This is a genomic window from Candidatus Enterovibrio escicola (assembly GCF_002464935.1).
GTDB classification, from domain to species: Bacteria; Pseudomonadota; Gammaproteobacteria; order Enterobacterales; family Vibrionaceae; genus Enterovibrio; species Enterovibrio escicola.
Genome location: NZ_NBYY01000016.1, coordinates 1 through 20,971 on the forward strand (window position 1 = coordinate 1; position 20,971 = coordinate 20,971).

Here is a 20,971-nt window from a genome sequence, read left to right on the forward strand (position 1 = left end):
AATGCGTAAGTTGTGATAAACCTGTAGCTTAGACGAATCAACAAATGCAATCCCTGTCGTCCTTGCCTGACGGTGAGTGAGGTAAGAGCAAAGCAGAGCCAAAACACCTTGCATGAGCTTGAAACTCCTCGTGTAGCTAACTAATTCAGGAAATTTGTTGGTAGAGGTAGCGACAAACAAAGTGGATGTAATAGGTTTTTAAGTCTCGATACTCAGATTGATGGAAAGCGATCCCTATCATCACTTCGCTAACTGAGATGCGCAAAGGCTTGTTTCTTTGTTTAACACCTGAAGAAGTTAGGTGTTTTTTCCATGCAGGGAGGAAAGTTTGGCAGAAGTCGTCGACATTGATGAAAAAAGTGTCTAAGTCATTCATGCCAAAGTCCTTGTGCAGTTAATAGTTTATTTCAAACGATTTGATTGCGACTTAGGCATTTAGTTCATTTCTTATGCGTAGTTCAGATTAATTATGAAGAGTAAGTTTAGGGATGATCAACTGTTTATAGCAAAACATTGTGTCTCTGCTAATGAGCGTTTGTGATAACCCCTGTCCTTTTCCCACTCCACCTGTTTGTCCTATTTTAAAACCTTTACAGCTTTATTTTTAGGATAACTTTCCTTCCAGTACCCCTCCTTGCTTCGAGGTGAAATACTGGGTGTTTTTTAGTACGTGGTGACATGCTATTGTGTCATAGGCTCCATTAGCATTGACTTACTGTATCTTGTGTCGTCATGGGTTAAGCAATGTAGGTAAAACTTCATTGTCACCCACAGAAACTAGGCTAACTTCTGCAGCAATAACATCATGAGTATACACATCAAAGGCAAGATGAAGTTTGCGCTAGATATGCCGCTTCTCCTTACTTTGTTTGCGCATTTTCTATTCACCTTCATCGTCTACCTTTAGGTTTATAGCATCAATAACGACGTAGGAGACAGATCCTCGACTCGGCAAATGCTACTTAACTTTTAGGGTTTTCGAATGCTTACTAATGCAGGTGTATGTAGGGGATTTCAGCGGGGTATTCATCAACGTAAAAACCGAATTGAGAAAAACTTCTAATCCATGAAGTGGAACTTTAAGAACAAAGTTATAAGACTCGGTATTCCTGTACATGGATATGCCTTAAGCCCAAAACATATAGTTTCTGCGAGGAAATTTCTCGGTAAAAAATATAAACCCACGGTTTACTAATGCTTGATTATATTGTTTCCAGTTGCTAATCTTGCGCTTGGCCTTTCCCTTTCCCATCATCACCTACCGCTTAACTCCATGATGGTCTGATCGTAGGAATTCCGATTAGTTCAGATATTTGGGGAAACAACACTATAGCAAGTGGAACACTTTACTCTTTTATCCCCTTCTGACAGACTGTGTATGTATATATAAGCTGAAAGGCCAGAAAACAGTCTTAGCAACGATAGCTTTGGTGTTACCATGGCCGATACCAAGCTTTTGACCATTGTTGTGTGTTGGTAAGAAACACATTCAATGTCAACGGTAGCTATAATTGCCACTATGTAAAAATTGATATTTTATATGAATAACAATCTATTGAATGATAGACACTAAAAGGAGTGTTTGTTTGTATTTAACGCACCCTCTACGGTGGAATGGATGATATTTTATTTTTACTGCCATTTTTATACTCTTATAACTTGTCTAAAACGGAATGCTCTTATAGATTTAGAGCCTACTAGTGGCATTTTATTTCTGAGGTAAGGGATTGAAACTTCAACAACTCAAATATCTAAAAGCGATAAGGGATAACAATTTGAATGTGTCCGCAGCAGCTCAGTCTCTTTTTACTACTCAACCTGGTGTTAGTAAGCAAGTTGGTTTGCTGGAAAAAGAATTAGGCGTTCGGATTTTTGAACGGCGTGGTAAAAATCTCAGTGGTGTTACACCAATTGGTAAGAGAATACTTGAGCAAGTTGAGTATATGTTGACGCTGGAGCAAAAGATCAAAGCACTAGCCAGTGCGCACCTAGATCCAAGTACTGGCACATTGCACATTTATACCACCCACACCATTGCCCGTTACTTGTTGCCGAACAGCGTTTCGTACTTCACACGAAAATACCCGAATATTACCTTTCATTTGCGACCTACACTTCCTGTACAAAAAAAAGGTGTAATTAGCAAAGGCCATTCAGATTTTTCGATTGTCGCGCATGATGTTGGTGCAGACAACGATCTGATTATATTACCAGCTTATCGTTGGACCCTAGGGCTCATTGTACCTGAGAAACATCCACTTGCCAATGTCAGAAAGCCAACATTAAGGCAATTGGCTGAATACCCTATTTTGAGTTACGAACAGGGTTCGACTGGGCGAGGTACGCAAGATGAAGCATTTTATAAAATTGGAATCAAGCCAAACTACTTTATGACTGTGATGGATGCAGATGTGATCAAGCGATATGTCCAACTTGGTTTTGGCATCGGTATTATTGCTACACTAGCAGCACGTGATACTGAAAATAGTGGATTAGCTTACACCAACCTCAATCATGTTTTCGATCCTTCTAACGCGTGGATTTGTTTTTCGAAGGATATATTACTGCAAAACTATATGTATGATTTTTTGATGTCCTTTTCACCACACTTGACGAAAGAGTTAATGGAAAGCGTACTGTTGCAGAACAGCAATGGCAAAGTTGATAAGTTATTTGAAGATCTAGAACTTCCTATTTATTAGGACGTATTGATCTTTGATGAGCGTTCTTTAAATAGCATGGTGAAGCATTATAATCACTTCACCAAAAATAACCTAACCTACAACACCATGCTTAAAACCGTCTTAACTGATAATCGCTGAGAACTGTTACTCTAACTAACCTGAGCTGCGCATAAGAAATGAACTAAATGCCCAAGTCTCGATCTGATCGTTTGAAATAAACTATTGCTGCATAAGGAATTGGGTATGAATAACTTAGACGCCGTTTTCGTCGATGTTGACAACTTCCGCCAGACTTTCCTCCCTGCATAGGCATAGGAAAATACCTAATTTCTTCCGATGTCAAACAAAGAAACAAACCATCTCACCTCTCAATTATCGAGTGATGACGATAGTGATAGCTTTCCATCAATCGGGATATCGAGACTTTAAAATCTATTACATCCACTTTGCTCTTACCTCATTCACCGTCAGGAAAGGCCGACAAGGATTGCCTTCGTTGATTCGTCCAAGCTACAGGTTTGTTACAACCTACGCATTCTCAGACATAAGGTTTTTACAGGTACCTCGAAGTAAAAAAAGAAACTATGAGGTGGTTTTACGGAGATAAAGGTTATATCTCTGATCCATTGGCGCGGGAACTTGCAGACAAGTGAGTGACACTGATAACAGATGTAAAAAAGAATATGAAACCAAAAGTGATGAAACTTTAGGACCGCCTAATGCTACGGAAACGATTTATTATTGAAACCGGTTTTGACCAACTAAAAAACATATCCCAAATCAAGCATTCTCAACACCGTTGTTGTATCAGCTTTATGGTCAACTTGCTGGTGGGGCTCATCGCGTATTCATTTTAATCAAAAAAGCCGAGTATCAAGATGACTCGGCTTGATAAGCAAGCGATTATGCAGATCTGTGGTTAACTATATCAGTATTTTAGTTGAGGGAAAAAATCCCTACATGAGTAGTTTTCCATAAATACAATTTATTCAATGAAACAGACTTTTCAAAAACTAATCACCCACCTTTTTAACCTCGTTATTATCCGATTTATAATTAAAGAATTTCATTAGACCACGTTCAGCTTCCTTACGGACTTTTTGTTCTAATATTTTATTAAAAAATACGAATTTTTTTACATCAAAATCATAGGTTGGTACTTGCCATGTACCACCAATGCTGAAGGGGATCATAATGTTTTTGTCACCCTGTTCTTTTTTTGTTCCCATAACATAGGCAAACACTTTGAACTGTAAAGTTGCAGTGAGAAGGTTAGTAACCCCGCTGCTACGAATACGCATCGCAGGTCCTTCAAAGTTCAAATTATAAGTTGATGCATTTCCATTGACAAAATTAACTGTCGCAGTGAGAGCGTTAAAATCAATTTTTTTTGTCTCGCCTGTATGAAATCCATGTTTACCTTTCAATATTTTTTCTCCATCACGGATTATCTTAGAAAAATTGATTCCATCAATTCCTCCATTGACAAAATTGATAGTAAAAGTACCTGTGATACCTGAACGTAAACGCTGTTCAGATAGGCCAATACCACTCAGGTTAACATGAATATTACCGATTCCAGATAGGATGTTTTTTTGTACAAGATCCATCATCAGTGGTTGGATGTTCACGTTCTTTATTTCTTTAGTTAACTGATATTTCGCGGGTGACACCGTAAGATCTAACGTACCTTTTGATGAAACTGTTCCGCCATAAAGCTTGGCGTTAAACTGACGTAAGTTTACTTTACCACGATTAACCATGAAGGTTAGATCCACATCTGATACTTTTATATTACCAATTATCACATGTCCAAACGTTATATTACCCGTAATATCGAGTCCATAAAATGCTGATAGATCAGGCTCTATATCATTTATGGGTACCTTTTTCTCTGTCTTATTGTCTTCCTGACTGTTCTTAAACGAGGGCACAAAGGCAGCAACGTTTGAGGATAACTTCATATTTATTAATTTTGAAAACACATTAAAATCAATATGTTTGCTATGCAAAGCAAAGCGAATATCTGGAATTTGTGCCAGCACAACGGAAGCATTACCTTCAACCGTTACTTCATCTATGGTAGCTAAGAGTTTAGAAAATGATAATTTTTTTGCAATTACGTCAAAATCTACAGCACTTTTTAAATCAACATTAATGTCAGAACCTAGTGAAACAGAGTTTGATAACACCGAAGATAAGTTAAAATCCGATAATGAAATATTCACCATGGATTTATCTACCATAAACTGCGTCGTACCGGAAGTAGTAAAATTTAAATCATTAACTTTTCCTTTGGCAGATAAACTAATGGTCGCTGGCAGGGCCAGACTAAGTCTATTCGCGTTTAAAATGAAGCTTTCTAGTTCAAATTTTGAGTCTTTCATTGCCACAAACAAAGAGAGCTGGCGAAATTGATAATTCATGGTATCTGCTGTTAACATCACGTCCAAAGAACTGCGTACAGTAAACACCCTATAATCTTGTTTACCCTCAATATTAAACTCGATTGGAACCCACAATCCAGCTGCTAACTTACCAACTTTAAGGTTTAGTTTACTGATTTCGTTTACCTTACCCACCTTATCGTTACGTATGGAGGCACTCGCATCAATCAAATCCAATCCGGCAATCGAAACTGTCCACAAATTACTTAATGCAGTACTGTCTTTTGACACAGGTGTTGATGTGTTAACTGAAGTACTCGCTGATTCAGCTGTTACGCCAGAGCATAGCACACTGCAACTTATGAGATTATCGAGATTACTTTTACCATTGGGTAAAGTTTGGATAAACACATACGCCCCATACAGGCTGATCACACCAATATCCAATGTGTTTGATAATAATGGCATCACAGAGACTGACATTTCCGCCTTGTTAAGGCTAATCAGATCTGATCTCGCAAACCCTTTCGGGTTTTTCAATGCCAGATTTTCGACCGAAAAACCTAAGTTTGGCCAAAAACTCCAGTTGATATCACCATCGATTACCAATTCACGCCCAATGCTTTCTTTTATTTTCTCAGCGATCAACGGTTTGAAATCATTTGGATTAATCACTGCAACAAATACACTGATTGCGATGAGAACCAACAGTATGAATACAATAAGGATGTAGAGGAGTCTTTTCATAGTGAGGAGTCGTCTCATTTTAAGATACGGTCTCGTTTTCATAAATAACGTAACCTTCAGAGGTAACGGAGTTAAAGTAAGCAAGAGCATAACTAAAACTAATAGACAATACCTTAGTACATTGTAGATTCTTAGTAAAAAAGGAACCATAGTGTCAAGATACTAGAAGTAGTCTTCGGCAGGTTACTACCTCCATTGACGTTATTTCCCAACTATCTGAACTCATCGCAATTCCTACGATCAGATCATCATGGAATTAAGAGGGAACTTGCTAACAAAGGAGTTACACAGATAACTGGTGTGAAAAAAACATGAAACCCAAAGTGATGTAACTTTAGAACCGCCTGAGGCTCCAGAAATGATTTATTGTTGAAACCGTTTTTAACCAACTAAAAAATATATCCCAAATAGAGCATTCTAGGCACCTTAATTATATCATCTTTATGGCCAACTTGCTGGTGGGGCTTATCGAGTATTCATTTCAACAAAAAAAGCCGAGCATAAAAATGGCTCGGTTTGATAAGCAAATACTTATGCAGATCTGAGTTTACATAATTTTTACGGTCTTCGAACGCTTACTAATGCAAGTGTATGTAGGAGAGTTAGGCAGGACATTTATCAACGTAAAAACCGAATTGAGAAAGCCTTCTAATCCACGAAGTGGGAGTTTAAAAATACCTTTCACCATCAGTGCTATTTCAATTTCAATCTCGGTCTCCGAAAATATAAGCCTACAGCCACGATGACCGTTATGCTTTAGACAATGCCATGCCTTAATGGCAGTGACGTTTACCCAAAAAGTGAGTGAGCCTCGATTTACTAATGCTTGATTATATTTTTTCCAATTGGTGATCTTGTACTTGGCCTTTCCCATCATCACCTCCCGCTTAACTCCATGATGATCTGATCTTAGGAATTGAGATGAGTTCAGATATTTGGGAAACAACGCCGATAAGGTCTGGCAAAATAGAAATCAGCGTCTGTGATTTCAACAACTTCTTAATGACCGGTAAACTTTGTACCGTTGTCTAAAGTGAGGTTTTTGAAGTCATGGAAGGTGAAATTGGTAACATCAATAGACGTTTCCACCACTGAACTCGTCTGATTATTGGGCATTTTGCTGATGCAGCAGAGTTTATTAGCTTTATTTACCACGGTAAGAAAAAAAGATTAGTGCCCAGTCCTGACGACAGTGTTAATTTCGGAATGACTAAACTCGATCTTTTCGTCTGCAATATTAAGCAGTTTCTCAATACCAACACGGTTCTTTATCTTCACCTTATCGCCGCTGATTATCTTAATTTTGTAGGGTTTGACCGGATGGGGAAGATCCTTGTATAGCGCTCCTCCATTAGCCGTATCATGCCATATATACCGGTGCATCGTGCTTTAGATCCAGCTCGCTTCGGGTAACGTATAAGTTCTGAGATACTCATGAATGAACGCCTAAATTATATCTGAAACACAGCCCGTTCGTAGTATTGTAGCGAGTTTCTTTAGTCTGTTTTAATGCAAAACAATGACAGTCTACACTGTCAAAGTTATTTGGGATATGGCGTTTTATTTCTTGATTGAGAGTGGAGTGAGCACAGCCAAGTGTTCGAGTAATTTAGTTAAAGGAATCACCTTCAGTCCATCGTTGATCAATATAAAATCGGTTATTGTTATTTAACTGTTGATGAGCCATGCATATTTCCAAGCCAAAAGAAGATGAGGATAGTGTACTTTAGTATGATTAACCTGAGCTACGCATAAGAAATGAACTAAATGCCAAAGTCGCGATCTGATCGTTTAAAAAAACTATTGATGCATAAGGAGTTAGGCATTGAATAACTTAGACGCTGTTTTCGTCGATGTCGCTGATTTCTGCTAGACTTTCCTCCCTACATGGAAAAAACACCTAATTTCTTCTGATGTCAAACAAAGAAACAAGCCTTTTCGCCTCTCCGTTAGCAAAGTGATGACGATAGTGATCGCTTTCCATCAATCTGGGTATCGAGACTTAAAAACCTATTACATCCACTTTATTTATCTCTACCTCACCAACAAATTTCCTGAATTGGTCAGCTATACGAGAATGCTAAAACTCATGCAAGGTGTTCTGAAATAAGAGATTACATAATAAAAAGCAAGTTATCCAGTGCATATGATACACGTATACATAGTTGCTATTTTTTTACACTTATACGTCATTTTTGTGACTAAATACAGACGTAGAGTTCTAGGTAATTCACACTTGCTCAGTCTTGCAGTAACATTTAAAGAACTCTACTTGAAGTTTAATGCCAAGCTTAGTGAATTTAACGGGGAATGTGATCACGTTCACTTGTTAGTCTCAACATCACCAAACACTCCCAGTGTTGTGCAACTTGTTAACTCACTTAAAGCCGGTAGTTCCAGAAGACTTCAACGGGAATTTAATGATATTGCGGGTATGTTTAGCCAAAATGTTCTCTGGAATCGGAGTTATTTTGCAGGAACCTGCGGCAGTGCTCCGTTAGATGTGATAAAGCAATACATCCAGCAACAAGATTGGCCACATTAAGCGTCTTCGGCGCTTAATAAATTTTCCTCCTTCCGAAGGAGGCGGGATCCCCTTTCCTAAAGATCGGTGGAAAAGCAAACTTCGGTTGTTCACGCGACTTCGTCACGACGCACAATTTATGTTTGCAAATAAACGATATCAAAAAGTTTTTTGTTTATCTTCTTCTAAAATAATCATCCCTTCCTGTACATCAAGAGGGAGTGTAATTACGCAGCGTGTGTAAGTTTTTTAAAACCATGACAACCGTATTATTGCTAATGAGTAACACTCCAGAGGAGTCGTGGATACCCGCATTGCTCATAGCAAGTTTAACAATTTGCTCTTTTATCCCTGCCTGACAAGCCATGTCTGTATATCCAATCTAGAAGGTTCGGCAACAGGATTGGTAACGATAGTGTTGGTGTCCACCACGATCGATACCATGTTTTCAACCGTTTTTGTCTGCCAAACAAACCGCATTTAACGTCACCGGTAGCTATGAATGATCTCCATAAAAAATAATCATTTCATACAAATTACAACCTATTGAATACATGATCTAAATTCAGAACCGATTAAGTATAACTTGATTCGATTTAACGTCTATACATGGTATAAAATGTTGACATAAATCAATTTGGTTAAGCAGTATCATGATTCAAGACAAAATCATCATCAAGCGTGTTCAATCAAGTGGCGGCGTAATTCACTGTCAGGATTGTAGTATTAGTCAACTTTGTATCCCCTTTACTTTAAGCGAGAGTGAGCTTAACCAGCTTGACAAAATCATTGAGCGGAAAAAGCCGATACAGAAAGGACAGCCCCTTTTCCAAGCAGGAGACCAGTTACGTTCTCTTTATGCCATTCGTTCTGGTACTATCAAGAGCTACACCATCACTGAGCAAGGTGACGAACAAATTACAGCATTTCATTTAGCAGGAGACTTAGTTGGGTTTGATGCAATAAACCGCATGTTGCACCCAAGCTTCGCCCAAGCACTTGAAACGTCGATGATTTGTGAGATTCCATTTGGAATATTAGATAATTTATCCGGTAAGATACCTAAGCTGCGTCAGCAAATTATGCGTTTGATGAGCAGCGAACTCAAAGGTGACCAAGAAATGATTCTTTTATTATCGAAGAAAAGTGCTGAAGAACGTTTAGCAGCTTTTCTGCATAGCCTTTCTACCCGCCTATTCCAACGCGGTTTTTCTCCAAAAGAATTCCGCCTGACCATGACACGTGGTGACATTGGCAACTACCTAGGTTTAACCGTTGAAACAATTAGTAGGTTACTCGGTCGATTCCAGAAAAATAGGATGTTAAGTGTTAAAGGTAAATACATCACAATTCTAGATGATAATGAGATGTACCGCCTCACTGGTATAAGAAGATAATACATCCTACAAATTTTTCATGAAAGACCACTTTATAAACCGTTTCTTTTTTTAAATTTATCTATCTGTATTTGTTGCAACATTCGTCGAAATTGCGATACATTATAGTATCGGCATCAAACAACTGGAGGTTGTCATGAACCGATACACTAATTTACTCGTCGCAATAGATCCAGATCACGAAGAACAACCTGCTTTTACTCGAGCATTAGATATCGCAAAGAAATCAAGTGTAACTGTCAAAATCACGCTATTTCTAGCTATCTACGATCTTTCGTACGAAATGACGTCGATACTCTCATCTGATGAACGTCAATCAATGCGCTGTGGTGTGGTGTGTCAGCGTAGGCAATGGATCTCTTCTTTGGTCAGTAAGCATACTACTAACGAAGTTAACATCAGTAATCATGTCGTTTGGCACAACCGTCCTTATGAAAGCATGATCGCTCAAGTATTCAATGATGAACACGATCTTCTAATCAAAGTCACACATAAGCATGCTAAGCTAGGAGCTGTGATTTTTACACCTGCAGATTGGCACTTACTTCGTAAGTGCCCGTGCCCCGTGCTGTTGGTTAAAGGACTAGGCTGGCCGGAAAATGGGAAAATCCTAACTGCCGTTAATGTATCGTCGGAAAATGAAGCTCACATTCTGCTTAACAATAAATTAATTGATGAATCAAAAGCCATGAGCAAGCTGCTTAATGCAGAAGTTAACCTTGTAAACGCCTATCCTGCAACCCCAGTTAATGTGACTATCGAGTTACCCGAGAGGAACCCTGCGTCATACACAGACGGTGTACGTGACCATCACTTATTAGCAATGAAAGCATTACGCCAAAAACATTCCATAAATGAAGAACAAACCTTTTGTCAAGAAGGTTTACCCGAAGATGTTATACCAGAAGTTGCTAAAAAATTGGATGCTGGACTTGTGATCCTCGGTACAACGGGTCGCCTCGGTCTTTCCGCTTTCTTTATGGGTAATACAGCTGAACATACCATAGATCAACTAAATTGTGATGTATTGGCGATTAAACCAGATGGGTATGTAAGCCCTTTAACACCCAATGTGACGCAATAGCCGAGCTGGTTATGTATTTAATATATCTATTGTGATCTAAATATACTACTACGCTCATCGAATATTCCAATTAGCTTGTTGTGCATTTCCTCCAATTTTAAGTATATTAAAAAGCTACGATTGAGTTATTTTAAGCGAGTACAACAATTCAAATTCGCCCTTTCAATAACTTATGTATAAAACATGTTCACATATGTACTTGTTTCCAAGTAGGATTGCGGGTACTAGAATTGTTCATGAAAACTCAACCAGTTTTGTCTTTTATCCCACCTCGGAAGACTTGTAGATATATCCGAGCTGTAAGGTTATATAGCATAATGAAAAATGGGAGTCTTGGTATCCAATATTACATGATCTATGCTTGTTAACAGGGCTTGTCACCATAAAAAACAGGACTCTTATACGAAAATCTACTTATTGAATACATGACACATCTATTATTCCTAGCAGGAGGTTGCGGAAGAAAGCTACTATAGATAGATCAAAATTAATCAGCATAATCTACATTCTGATAAAACAGCACGTCAATGGTACAGCACTCTTTCCTTCTTATTAACCTGAGCTGCGCACAAGAAATACACTAAATGCCAAAGTTTCTATCCGATTGTTTGAAGAAAAACTATTAACTGCATAAGGACTTAGGCATGAATAAGTTAGACGCTGTTTTCGTCGATGTCGACGACTTCTACTAGACTTTCCTTCCTGCATGGGCAAAATACCTAATTTCTTCCGGTTTCAAACAAAGAAATAAGCCTTTTTACCTCTTAGTTAGCGGAGTGATGACCATAGTGATACTTTTCCATAAATCTGGATATCTAGACTTTAAAACTTATTACATCCACTTTGTTTGTCGCTACCTCACCCACGAATTTCCTAAATTAGTTAGTTACACGAAGATGCTCAAACTCATGCAAGGTATCCTAGTTCCGCTTTGCTCTTACCTCACTCACCGTCAGGCCTTGCCTGACGGTGAGTGCTTTTGTTGCTTTATCTAAGCTACAGGTTTATCACAACCTACGCATTCTCAGACATCCGATTTTTAAAGGTACCACGAAGCGAGAAAAAGGAACGATGGGGTGGTTCTATAGTTTCAAATTACACCTTATTATCAATGACCAAGGTAGCATTATCTCAGTCAAAGTGACGACAGCTAACGTGGCTGATAGAAAGCCTGTATCGGAAATGATTGACGAGCGTTGTGGGTGTTTATACGGAGATAAAGTTTATATCTATGGTCCATTGGATCGGGAACTTGCAGATAAGGGAATGACACTGATAACGAGTATAAAAAACATATCCTAAATCGAGCATTCTCGGCACCGTAGTTGTATCAGCTTTATGGTCAACTTGCTAGCGGGACTTATCGCGTATTTATTTCAACCAAAGAAGCCGAGTATCAAGATGACTCAGTTTGATAAGCAAGCGCTTATGCAGATCTGAGGTTAATTTAACAGTGGTTATTTCTGTGAGCATTGTGTATTCGCCAAGAAAATCCAGTATTTCCCCAGCTCGCTTCCTGCTAGACTTCCAGTCCTTCTGTATCTTCGGACTCCACGTGCGCACACGCACCCATTTATAACCTACTCCCAGTGTACCCGTCTTTGCTGAACGCGTAGACGTTCTCATAGCAGCTGTGATGGGAGACTCTAGTGAGATAGCTAAAAAACCAAACACTTTTTCGACAGCATCTCCGTGGGTTTTGCCACTTACTTGTTTACGCTTTCCTTCTACTTTAAAGTCTGCTTAGTATGATGTTCCTTGCATACGTACACGCATGTTATAAATCTTCTCTTGTTGTTCTAAAGTGTTCACTTTTTACCTCATCTGTGTTTATTTATCTATTGTTTAGTTATTTATTTCCTTTAATCGTTAAGTGGTCATTCCTGTTAATGCCTGCTATACAGGCACACATATGATTGAAATAAACCTCTGGTAAGTTCCCTTAAGTTTCCTATAACTTATTAAAGATAAGGCGGATTGCCTCAGCTATCCGAAAACTTTTAGTTGTTAACGCTAGGTACTTTGAACAATACCCATTGTAACCGTGAATAAATATAGAGAGACCGTAGCCGTCCTTTGCTTTTAGTGTTAATCGTTTGCAGTACCTACTGGCTAATGACTGACCTATTACTAGAATTTTTGTATATAGTTGGAATTAACCGTTCGCCTTGATTTGTTTACCACTTCCAAAAAATGACCATTTGAAGCGGGTGCATTTCCTTATTCACTTCCTTCCTAAATACCTCCAACTGCTTACAGAAACGCACAGCAAGAATACCAAAAGTTTGAGTTTTCACCATATTACTAACCTCTTTTGTATTTCTTTAGCTGAATAAAAGGTCATGGCAATGATTACATACACACTTCGAGGTATATGAACTCATGACTGTTGCAAATAATTATGCTAACCTCGTTGTTAACGGAGTTTGTTAACCTATGAAGGTTTACTAGGAAAATGATATTTCTTTTTCGTATGCATATAGCTTCTTTATTAAGAATGGTTTATCTCCATGGCTTCAAAGAGACCATAACCACGGCTTCTCACCTTTTATATTCTGAGAGTAATCTGTAGTTTCTTTTACTTTCCAAATTATTAAAGAGCTGTATAGTTTGTGCGGGTTTGCCGGCCTGCTCCCGCTATATTTCGGAGTAACGGAGCATACTATGCCTTATCTGCTCTAATGTCGCAATGCTCATATTGAGTTATTTTTCATCACCTTTCCCTTCCATAGTATCTTCTTTGTTTTCCCTGTGTAAAAATATATCTAAAGAGTTACATCAACTGTAAGTGACATCATCACAGTAAAATACGAGGAGTGCCCCCGCCTCAAAAAGTTGTTTATTCTCGGCGTTATGGGTCTTACCCTTTGTTGGTTTTGTGTATCTATGCGGGTATTTTCGGAAGCATCACTGGAAAAAAAGGCGGAATCATATACGCGTATGTGAGAGCAGAGAAATCGTAATCGTTTACCAGTCCCCCATTGAAAAGCAATAAGTAATGACCATCTCCCTGATCGATAATTGCCTACTGAGTGATATTCTCAGCCTACCAAACATTCTTCATGAAGAAGAATCATTTTGAAAAGGAACCACCCACAGTGGAACAATTGAGCTACAAGCAAGCTAACGCACTCATCCTTGAATTATGGAACAAACTTCGTGAGTACGAAGATAGGTTGTCTGTTAATTCTCGGAACGCATTCCGCTCTCCGTCGTCAAACTCCCCCGCAGCGAGGGATGCGCGAAAAAATCTTAACACCCTCGCAGCCGAAGTCAGGTGGGCTCTCAACCTAGCCAAGGGGGACATAAAAGACCAGTAAGAGAACTCAAAAATCGATTTTATTGTGTGTTATCAGCCAGATATCTGCTGCACCCAATGCGGTGAAAATCTTATTTTGAATACGGAGTTTACCCATCAGTCATCAAGTATTTGAATTACCCAAAGCATCGTTGGATATTACTGAATATCAGTTATTCTAGGGGCGGTGCCAGCACTATAACCATACCGTCCGAGCCAATTTGCCCGATGACGCCCCATCAGGTCAGTTAGGTCTTCGGCTGCTTAGCCACATTGCCGTTTTATCTGGTCAATATCACCTGAGTATCCGAAAAATACTAGCGCCTTTTTATGGATCAATACGGTACGCATTTTTCTATTAGACTGATTACTGATGCCCAAGGACGAGTCAGTAGTATGTTAACGCCATTGTATCAGGTACTGCATCACCACATAAAACAATCTGCTGTTATTCATGATAGATGAAACACCGCACAAACGAAATGGGGGAAGCGGCTACCAGATGGGTTTTGTTCCTCAGTGGCAGTGATGCGGTATATCAGACCCTTCGTTACCGGCATAACGCGGAAACAGCAAAAACAATGCTAGATGAATAGTACCGTACGATAGTGGTAATCAACAAATGTGGTAGTTATAACTGACTGAATTCTACACGCCACCAGTTTTATTAGGCATATGTCAATCGCAATTGACAACAAATGGCGAAGTACAGCGGTGGAGGTTTAACGTCTCATATTGGCAAATGTTTTGTTCTGTTCTGCCATGCTGTATTCCGAATTTAGCACCGCTATAATACCGATTATCATCATTCAAAAATCACTAAGATGCTGAAGTGTAGCAGCTCAGAAAATATCTTTGCTACTTACCAATGCTTGGGTTGCGGTCAAGGGCAACATAAAGTTAACGTTAGTTTTAAGGGGAAAGCTTATCCATGTTGTGGATAAGCTTTATGCACGGGTGAGTCTGGTCAAAATAGGCTTCCGCTTGTTTCCTCGAGTGAGCTATCGGCAAGTTGTCTTAACATTGCCTAAGCAACTTCGTATTCCTTTCCATAATCACTCCAATCAGAAACGTTTGTATTCGGAGTTTATGGTCTTGGCAGAAGCGTGCTTATCAGAGTTAATTTTGGCGCACTTTAAAACCGATGAGTGTGAAATCGCCGTCATTGTTTTTATCCATACCCAGAGTCGTAATGGCAACTACAATCCGCATTTACATGTGATACTAGCTAAAGGTGCATTCTTTCCTTCAAACGAGGATTGGAAAGGGTTTCAATATTTATCATTATATCAACTACAATTACTTTGGTAAAAACACTTAATAAAATTAATGGAGATGGAGTTTCCGACGCGGAAATATGTGATTAACCTGAGTTGCGTACAAGAAATAAACTAAATTTTTTGATTTACTGCTCCCTTGTATTTGCTTGAGCACTGGCGATTATTCACTGATAGATCTTGAGTGATATTAGGGAAATAAGTAGTGTTATTAGAGTATCTCTTAGTTTTCGATAAACTGATGAAAAATGGCATTTGATTGTCTCTGCGATATCTGAGATTGGAATTCCCCGTTCTAAAGTGACTGCAATCTAGTATCTTCTTCCCGCGCTTAACTGCTGATTATTCATGGAAGCACTGCTTGTTATTTTGGAGAGAAGAACCTACCACTTTCTATCGTTGGTTTCATCTTCTACACTAGAGCAAAAGTGTTATAGTTATTATCTGAATTCAGGCCACTCTTCTTTGTTCCATCCAAGATGGAGCAGTTTCTAAATCCAATAGACCAAAATAACTTGAAGATGCTTGATTTTAGAGGTCATCAGTGCGTTTAGTTTGAGGTGGATTCTCATAGGAATAATCAATTTATTTCACGGTGATTTAACAACGTTATGAGCGTATGGATGACCTCACTTAGGACGAGTTTGCTAAGACAATGCTCGGTATTTTCCCTTTTCGATGGAAATCACTACCCTAACAGGGGATTACTTTGATCATTAAATCAGTAAAGCTCGCTGAAAACTGCATCTTGAAATTGTTTGAGTCTATAGCAAAAAGAGCGAACATTAAGCCCACTCTTTGTTGTTTGACTGCGTCCGGTAAAAAGTTGTAGTGGAACTAATTATCCTAAGTCTTCGTTTTCTACTGGAACGATTTGACTGGCATGATATCCTTTTGGTCCCTCTAGGATTTCATAGTTCACGGCCTGACCTGCCTTTAATGTACGATAGCCATCCATTTGAATGGTCGAGTAGTGAGCAAAAATATCACCGTTACCCTTGTCGGGACAGATAAAACCAAACCCTTTAGCATTGTTAAACCATTTAACTGTACCTGTTGCCATACTAAACATTCCTCTTGCATTCAAATTGTATAACTATCAGTAAAACTTCCATTTGCAATCATGTTATTCGTTACTAACGAATGCTAGATGTTCTGACTACAGTCCACACTTTAGTAGAAAGATTTAGGCAGTCAAGTCCTAGATTAAGTGTTATGACAACATTTTTATGAAAATAGAGAAAGATAGACATGAAGGATGATATGTATATCATTATGAGACAATTAGTTTCATCATCGATTCATTTAAATCATTTCTAATAAGGTTAGATCTGTTAGGAATATTTATAATGGTTAAAATGAATTATTCTATTTGCATCATATCTATCACGAAGATTTTACATTGTAACATACTGATATATCAATTCTTATTGTTAATATCTACTCATTGGTTATTTCAGCATCTAATTCACCACTTTAAATTAATTTATTTTTTGTTTATTTTATTAATGAATCTTAACGTGAAAAAAGATTTTTAGTCTAATTATCTAAACTCTATAGAAAGAGAGTATCATAAAAAGACATGATGAACTGAAATGTAGTATAGATAACTAGGCATTTAATGGCTACTGCAACTAACTATGTTATTTATCGATCCAAGCAGATCCTTGCGTTTCAATAAGACTGATTGCAGCTCATGTATGCGATAGATTTTTCTTCGTTTAACAGGAGTTATTGATCAAATCAAGCCTATAACGCACTAATCCTCATCTCTTTTACAGTTTTAATTTGTGTATATAACAAGTGAGCTATATTAATTTCTAGTGTATTAGTAGGAAATAATGAGGTGTAAGCTGTGGATTGATCTCGCCAGATCAACAACCAACAAGAAATACACCGCAGGGACAATAATCACAACATTACCGAGCTTCATAAACTAGCAAACTTGCTTAATGAACTGCTGAAACAAGGCACAGCAGTTGTTGACTCAAGCTATAGAAGCCGAGGTTCAATCCTTGCTCGATAATTTTACATAACTCCAAGTGAAACGAAAGCAGGGAGTAGTTCGCAATGGCCATTTACCTAAGCGGCACCTACAAACTGATCTCGGCAACATTACTGTCAAAGTCCCAAAGATTCGAGATAGAACAGGGAGCGGGATAAAGTTTAACAGCACATTGCTTCCGCCCTATCTTAAGCGAACCAAAAATATAGAAGAGATCATCCATTGACTCTATCTGCAAGGGATATCCACGGGAGATATGCAACCAGCCCTGAAATGGCTCTTAGGTAAGCAAGTCAAGGACTTGTCAGCAAACAGTATTTCTCGACTCAAGCAGAAGTGGAAAGCAGAATACGACCAGTGCCGTAAACACGACCTAAGTAAACGGCGGTATGTCTACATTTGAACCGATGGTATTTACTGCAAAGTTCGGATAGATGACAAGCGTTGCCTGCTTTTTATCATCGGCGTCGATGGTGCCGGCCGCAAGGAACTGCTCTCCGTTGTAGATAGGTACAGGGAGTCAGTGGTCAGTTGGCTTGAAGTTCTGTCACAGCTAACGTTCCAAGGTATAAGTATCGCTCCTGAACTCGCCATTGGCAAGGCACTTTCGGTTTTTGGAATGCAGTGACAAAGCATTAGCCAACGACGCGCTCTCAGCGCTGCTCGGTACACAAAACGGCCAATGTATTAAACAAAGTCCTAAAGTCTATTCAACCAAAAATAAAAAATTCTTTACAATATCTGGATGGCGGAGACACAAACAAGAAGCACATAAAGCCTTCGGACAGTTCGAAACACGATATAGTGCTAAATATCCCAAAGCAGCGGAGTTCCTGACCAAAGGTAAAGTTTAAATACTGGCATTTTACGATTTCCATACCGAACACTGGAAATATATTAGAACGACAAACCCCATTGAATCAATGTATTCAACGATGAGGCTAAGAACGAACAAAACCAAAAATAGTGGAAACCAAAAAACAACACTGGTAATGACCCGCGAACTGATGCGAACCGCTGAAGTAACTAGCGTAAGCTGCGGGGATTTAAATTACTCTCGGATATCATCAAAGGCGTGAAATTCAGAGATAGTATTCATAAAACAAACGTCAATCATCAGGATACCGTTCTGGCAACTGTGCACCAGATTTTACCATAACTCCAAGTATAACGAGTCTTATAACTGTGTTCATCGCTTTCAAATTTGCCAGTGCTTCATCAACTTGAGCATTGTAATAACGAAGAGTAAGTTTAGGGCTAAGTAACTATTTATAGAGAAACATTCCTATCTCTACTACTAAGCGGTTGTAATACCCCTATCCTTTTCCACTTCGCCAATTTATCTTCTCCTACCGCTTTTATAACTTGATTTCTCGGATGTCTTTACTCCAAGTACTGCGCATTCTTTCTTTCTTTTTCAATACGTGGTGACATGCTTTTATATCATAAGCTCCATCAGCACTGATTTGCTGTATCTTTCATCGTAACGGGTTAAGCAATGTAGGTGAAAACTTATTGGTACTCACCGACACTATGCTAACTTCGGTGGTGATAACCTCATGAGTAGACACATCAACCACATGATTAAGTTTGCGCCAGATACATTGAAGCATATGGCATCAATAATAACGTGGACGACCACTCCTTGATTCTGTAAATCGTACTTAATTTATACGTTCTTCGAACGGTTACTAATAAAAGTGTATGTAAGGCATTTCATCGGGACATTCATCAACGTAACAACCGAATTGAGAAAACCTTTTAATCCACGAAGTGGGAGCGTGAAAATACTTTTCACCATCAGTGACGTTCCAATTCTCGGTATCCAAAAATATAAAATCACGACCGTGATGCATTTAAACAATGCCGTGCCTTATATGGCAGCGATATTTATCCAAAAAGTGACTAAGTTACGGTTTATTAATGGTTGATTATATTGTTTCAAGTTGCTGATCTTGTACTTGGTCTTTCCCATCATCACCTCCCATTTTAACTCCATTATGATCTGATCGTAGGAATTACGATTAGTTCAGGTATTTGGAAAATAAAGCCATTTCACATGAATGACAATCCATTAAATACATCATCCCATATGATTAACCTGAGCTGCGCATAAGAAATGAACTAAATGCCAAAGTCGCGATCTGATCGTTTGAAATAAACTATTGACTGCACACGAACTTAAGCATGAATAACTTAAACGCTGTTTTCATCGATGTCGACGACTTCTGCCAAACTTTACTCCCTGCATGGGCAAAGCCCTTAATTTCTTCCGATATCAAACAAAGAAATAAACTTTCTCGCCTCTCAGTTAGCGAAGTGATGATGATAGTGATAACTTTCCATAAATCAGGATATCGAAACTTCAAAACCTATTACATCCACTTTGTTTGTCACTACCTCACCGACGAATTTCCTAACTTAGTTAGCTACACACGAATGCTCAAGATCATGAAAGGGGTTCTGGATCCGCTTTGCTCTTGCTTCACTCACCGTGAGTGAAGGCCGACAGGAATTTCCTTTGTTGATTCGTCCAAGCTACAGGTTTGTCACAACCTACGCATTCTCAGACATCAGGTTTTTAAAGGTACCGCGAAGCGAGGAAAAGGAACGATGGGGTGGTTCTACGGTGTAGAATTACACTTTATTATCAATAACCAAGATGGCATTATCTCAGTCAAAGTGATGACGGATAACGTGGCTAATAGAAAGCCTGTATCAGAAATAGTTGACCAGTTTTTGGGGTGTTTATATGAAGATAAAAGATTATATTTCTGGTCCATTAGAGCGGGAACTTACAAACAAGGGAGTGACACTGATAACGGGTGTAAAAAACATAAAATTCAAAGTGATAAAACTTTGGAACCGCCTAATGATCCGGAAACGATTTATTATTGAAACTGGTTTGGATCAACTAAAAACATATTCCAAATCGAGCATTCTCGGTATCGTAGTTGTATCAGCTTTATAGTCAACTTGCTGGCGGGGCTTATCTCCTATTCATTTCAACCAAAGAAGTCAAGTATTAAGATGACTCGGTTTGATAAGCAAGCACTTATGCAGATCTGAGTTTATCAAGAAGAAATAGCAAAAGTTTTGGATACAGAGATTTACTTTGCACACTCTTACTGCTCATGGAAATTAGGGGTAAATGAAAATGCTAATGGGCTTTTGAGATAATACGTAAAGAAATAAGGACAGACTTAAGAAAGATCCCAAGTGATAGAGATTACCTTTTCTCAAGCAAGGATCAAGAATCAGTTTAAGAAATGTTTTTAATTGAAATTTCTTACCGTTATTTTAAAGACATGGCATTACTGATTTTCTTAGAAAGCAGTTTTGCTGCAGACTTGAATTTAGGAGGATAGGCAGTATATAGTTATATATGATTGCCGTGCCTATTCTATGCGGATGTCCAGACAATGGTATTGTTGGAGTTTCTATCACATAATCTCTGAATTAGATTCTAAGAAGTGACAGGATTTCTTATGATGCTCTGTTGTGATATGAATGAATAAAATTACAACTAATCGTTTTGTTCTTGTAAAGAACACTCGAACCTCCTTAA

At 38.6% G+C, this 20,971-nt stretch carries 10 protein-coding genes and 11 pseudogenes; 13 read left to right on the plus strand and 8 right to left on the minus strand.

Going from position 1 to position 20,971, the window contains the following annotated elements:
• The 3 genes and pseudogenes from BTN49_RS22195 to BTN49_RS19125 all read right to left on the minus strand — a co-directional run.
• Positions 1-376, minus strand: a pseudogene (locus BTN49_RS22195) (IS982 family transposase); the annotation flags it as partial.
• 585 nt (positions 377-961) lie between these two features.
• A pseudogene (locus BTN49_RS22200) lies at positions 962-1,072 on the minus strand (IS5/IS1182 family transposase); the annotation flags it as partial.
• A 54-nt stretch (positions 1,073-1,126) separates the two neighbouring features.
• A complete protein-coding gene (locus tag BTN49_RS19125; protein ID WP_263363707.1) occupies positions 1,127-1,255 on the minus strand; it encodes a hypothetical protein in 129 nt (42 codons plus the stop codon).
• 472 nt (positions 1,256-1,727) lie between these two features.
• Here BTN49_RS19125 and BTN49_RS06725 point away from each other — a divergent pair, with 472 nt between their 5' ends.
• The gene (locus tag BTN49_RS06725) at positions 1,728-2,702 is read left to right on the plus strand and encodes a LysR substrate-binding domain-containing protein (RefSeq protein WP_097356545.1); all 975 of its coding nucleotides are present in this window, start codon (positions 1,728-1,730) and stop codon (positions 2,700-2,702) included.
• Between the two features lie 225 nt (positions 2,703-2,927).
• Positions 2,928-3,541, plus strand: a pseudogene (locus BTN49_RS17775) (transposase).
• A gap of 156 nt (positions 3,542-3,697) precedes the next feature.
• On the opposite strand, the gene BTN49_RS06735 reads toward BTN49_RS17775, so the two are convergent.
• Positions 3,698-5,860, minus strand: coding sequence for an AsmA family protein (locus tag BTN49_RS06735; RefSeq protein WP_338026458.1), 2,163 nt, complete (start codon positions 5,858-5,860; stop codon positions 3,698-3,700).
• Positions 5,861-6,183: 323 nt separating this feature from the next.
• Here BTN49_RS06735 and BTN49_RS20725 point away from each other — a divergent pair.
• Positions 6,184-6,363: pseudogene (locus tag BTN49_RS20725) on the plus strand (transposase); the annotation flags it as partial.
• Between the two features lie 8 nt (positions 6,364-6,371).
• On the opposite strand, the pseudogene BTN49_RS06740 reads toward BTN49_RS20725, so the two are convergent.
• Positions 6,372-6,692, minus strand: a pseudogene (locus tag BTN49_RS06740) (transposase); the annotation flags it as partial.
• Positions 6,693-7,643: 951 nt separating this feature from the next.
• On the opposite strand from BTN49_RS06740, the pseudogene BTN49_RS22205 reads away from it, so the two are divergent.
• Positions 7,644-7,922: pseudogene (locus BTN49_RS22205) on the plus strand (IS982 family transposase); the annotation flags it as partial.
• Positions 7,923-7,964: 42 nt separating this feature from the next.
• Complete coding sequence (tnpA, locus tag BTN49_RS06750; RefSeq protein ID WP_097356549.1) at positions 7,965-8,363, plus strand: IS200/IS605 family transposase; 399 nt, start codon at positions 7,965-7,967, stop codon at positions 8,361-8,363.
• Between the two features lie 190 nt (positions 8,364-8,553).
• Here the strand turns inward: tnpA and BTN49_RS06755 are convergent, their stop codons facing one another.
• Positions 8,554-8,709 carry an IS1-like element transposase gene (locus BTN49_RS06755; protein ID WP_097356550.1) on the minus strand — a complete coding sequence of 52 codons (156 nt, stop codon included), beginning with the start codon at positions 8,707-8,709 and terminating at the stop codon, positions 8,554-8,556.
• A 286-nt stretch (positions 8,710-8,995) separates the two neighbouring features.
• Here BTN49_RS06755 and BTN49_RS06760 point away from each other — a divergent pair, with 286 nt between their 5' ends.
• From BTN49_RS06760 to BTN49_RS06780, 5 genes and pseudogenes are all read left to right on the plus strand, one after another.
• Positions 8,996-9,739 (plus strand): FNR family transcription factor, encoded by a 744-nt coding sequence (locus tag BTN49_RS06760; protein ID WP_097356551.1) that lies wholly within the window; start codon positions 8,996-8,998, stop codon positions 9,737-9,739.
• Positions 9,740-9,875: 136 nt separating this feature from the next.
• Positions 9,876-10,823, plus strand: coding sequence for a universal stress protein UspE (gene uspE / locus BTN49_RS06765; RefSeq protein ID WP_097356552.1), 948 nt, complete (start codon positions 9,876-9,878; stop codon positions 10,821-10,823).
• Between the two features lie 644 nt (positions 10,824-11,467).
• Positions 11,468-12,263, plus strand: a pseudogene (locus tag BTN49_RS22210) (transposase).
• A 1,622-nt stretch (positions 12,264-13,885) separates the two neighbouring features.
• Positions 13,886-14,143, plus strand: coding sequence for a DUF6444 domain-containing protein (locus tag BTN49_RS20730; RefSeq protein ID WP_223824037.1), 258 nt, complete (start codon positions 13,886-13,888; stop codon positions 14,141-14,143).
• Between the two features lie 914 nt (positions 14,144-15,057).
• Positions 15,058-15,432, plus strand: a complete 375-nt coding sequence (locus BTN49_RS06780) for a transposase (protein WP_146679236.1) — start codon at positions 15,058-15,060, stop codon at positions 15,430-15,432.
• Positions 15,433-16,239: 807 nt separating this feature from the next.
• Here the strand turns inward: BTN49_RS06780 and cspD are convergent.
• Positions 16,240-16,461 (minus strand): cold shock domain-containing protein CspD, encoded by a 222-nt coding sequence (gene cspD, locus BTN49_RS06785; RefSeq protein ID WP_097356555.1) that lies wholly within the window; start codon positions 16,459-16,461, stop codon positions 16,240-16,242.
• An 828-nt stretch (positions 16,462-17,289) separates the two neighbouring features.
• Between cspD and BTN49_RS06790 the strand changes: the two are divergent.
• Positions 17,290-18,562: pseudogene (locus BTN49_RS06790) on the plus strand (IS256 family transposase).
• Here the strand turns inward: BTN49_RS06790 and BTN49_RS06795 are convergent.
• Positions 18,513-19,378 (minus strand): annotated as a pseudogene (locus BTN49_RS06795) (transposase). The pseudogenes BTN49_RS06790 and BTN49_RS06795 overlap by 50 nt on opposite strands.
• 212 nt (positions 19,379-19,590) lie before the next feature.
• Here BTN49_RS06795 and BTN49_RS20735 point away from each other — a divergent pair.
• Positions 19,591-20,472: pseudogene (locus tag BTN49_RS20735) on the plus strand (IS982 family transposase).
• 3 nt (positions 20,473-20,475) lie between these two features.
• Positions 20,476-20,682: pseudogene (locus BTN49_RS20740) on the plus strand (IS30 family transposase); the annotation flags it as partial.
• Positions 20,683-20,971 lie beyond the last annotated feature (289 nt).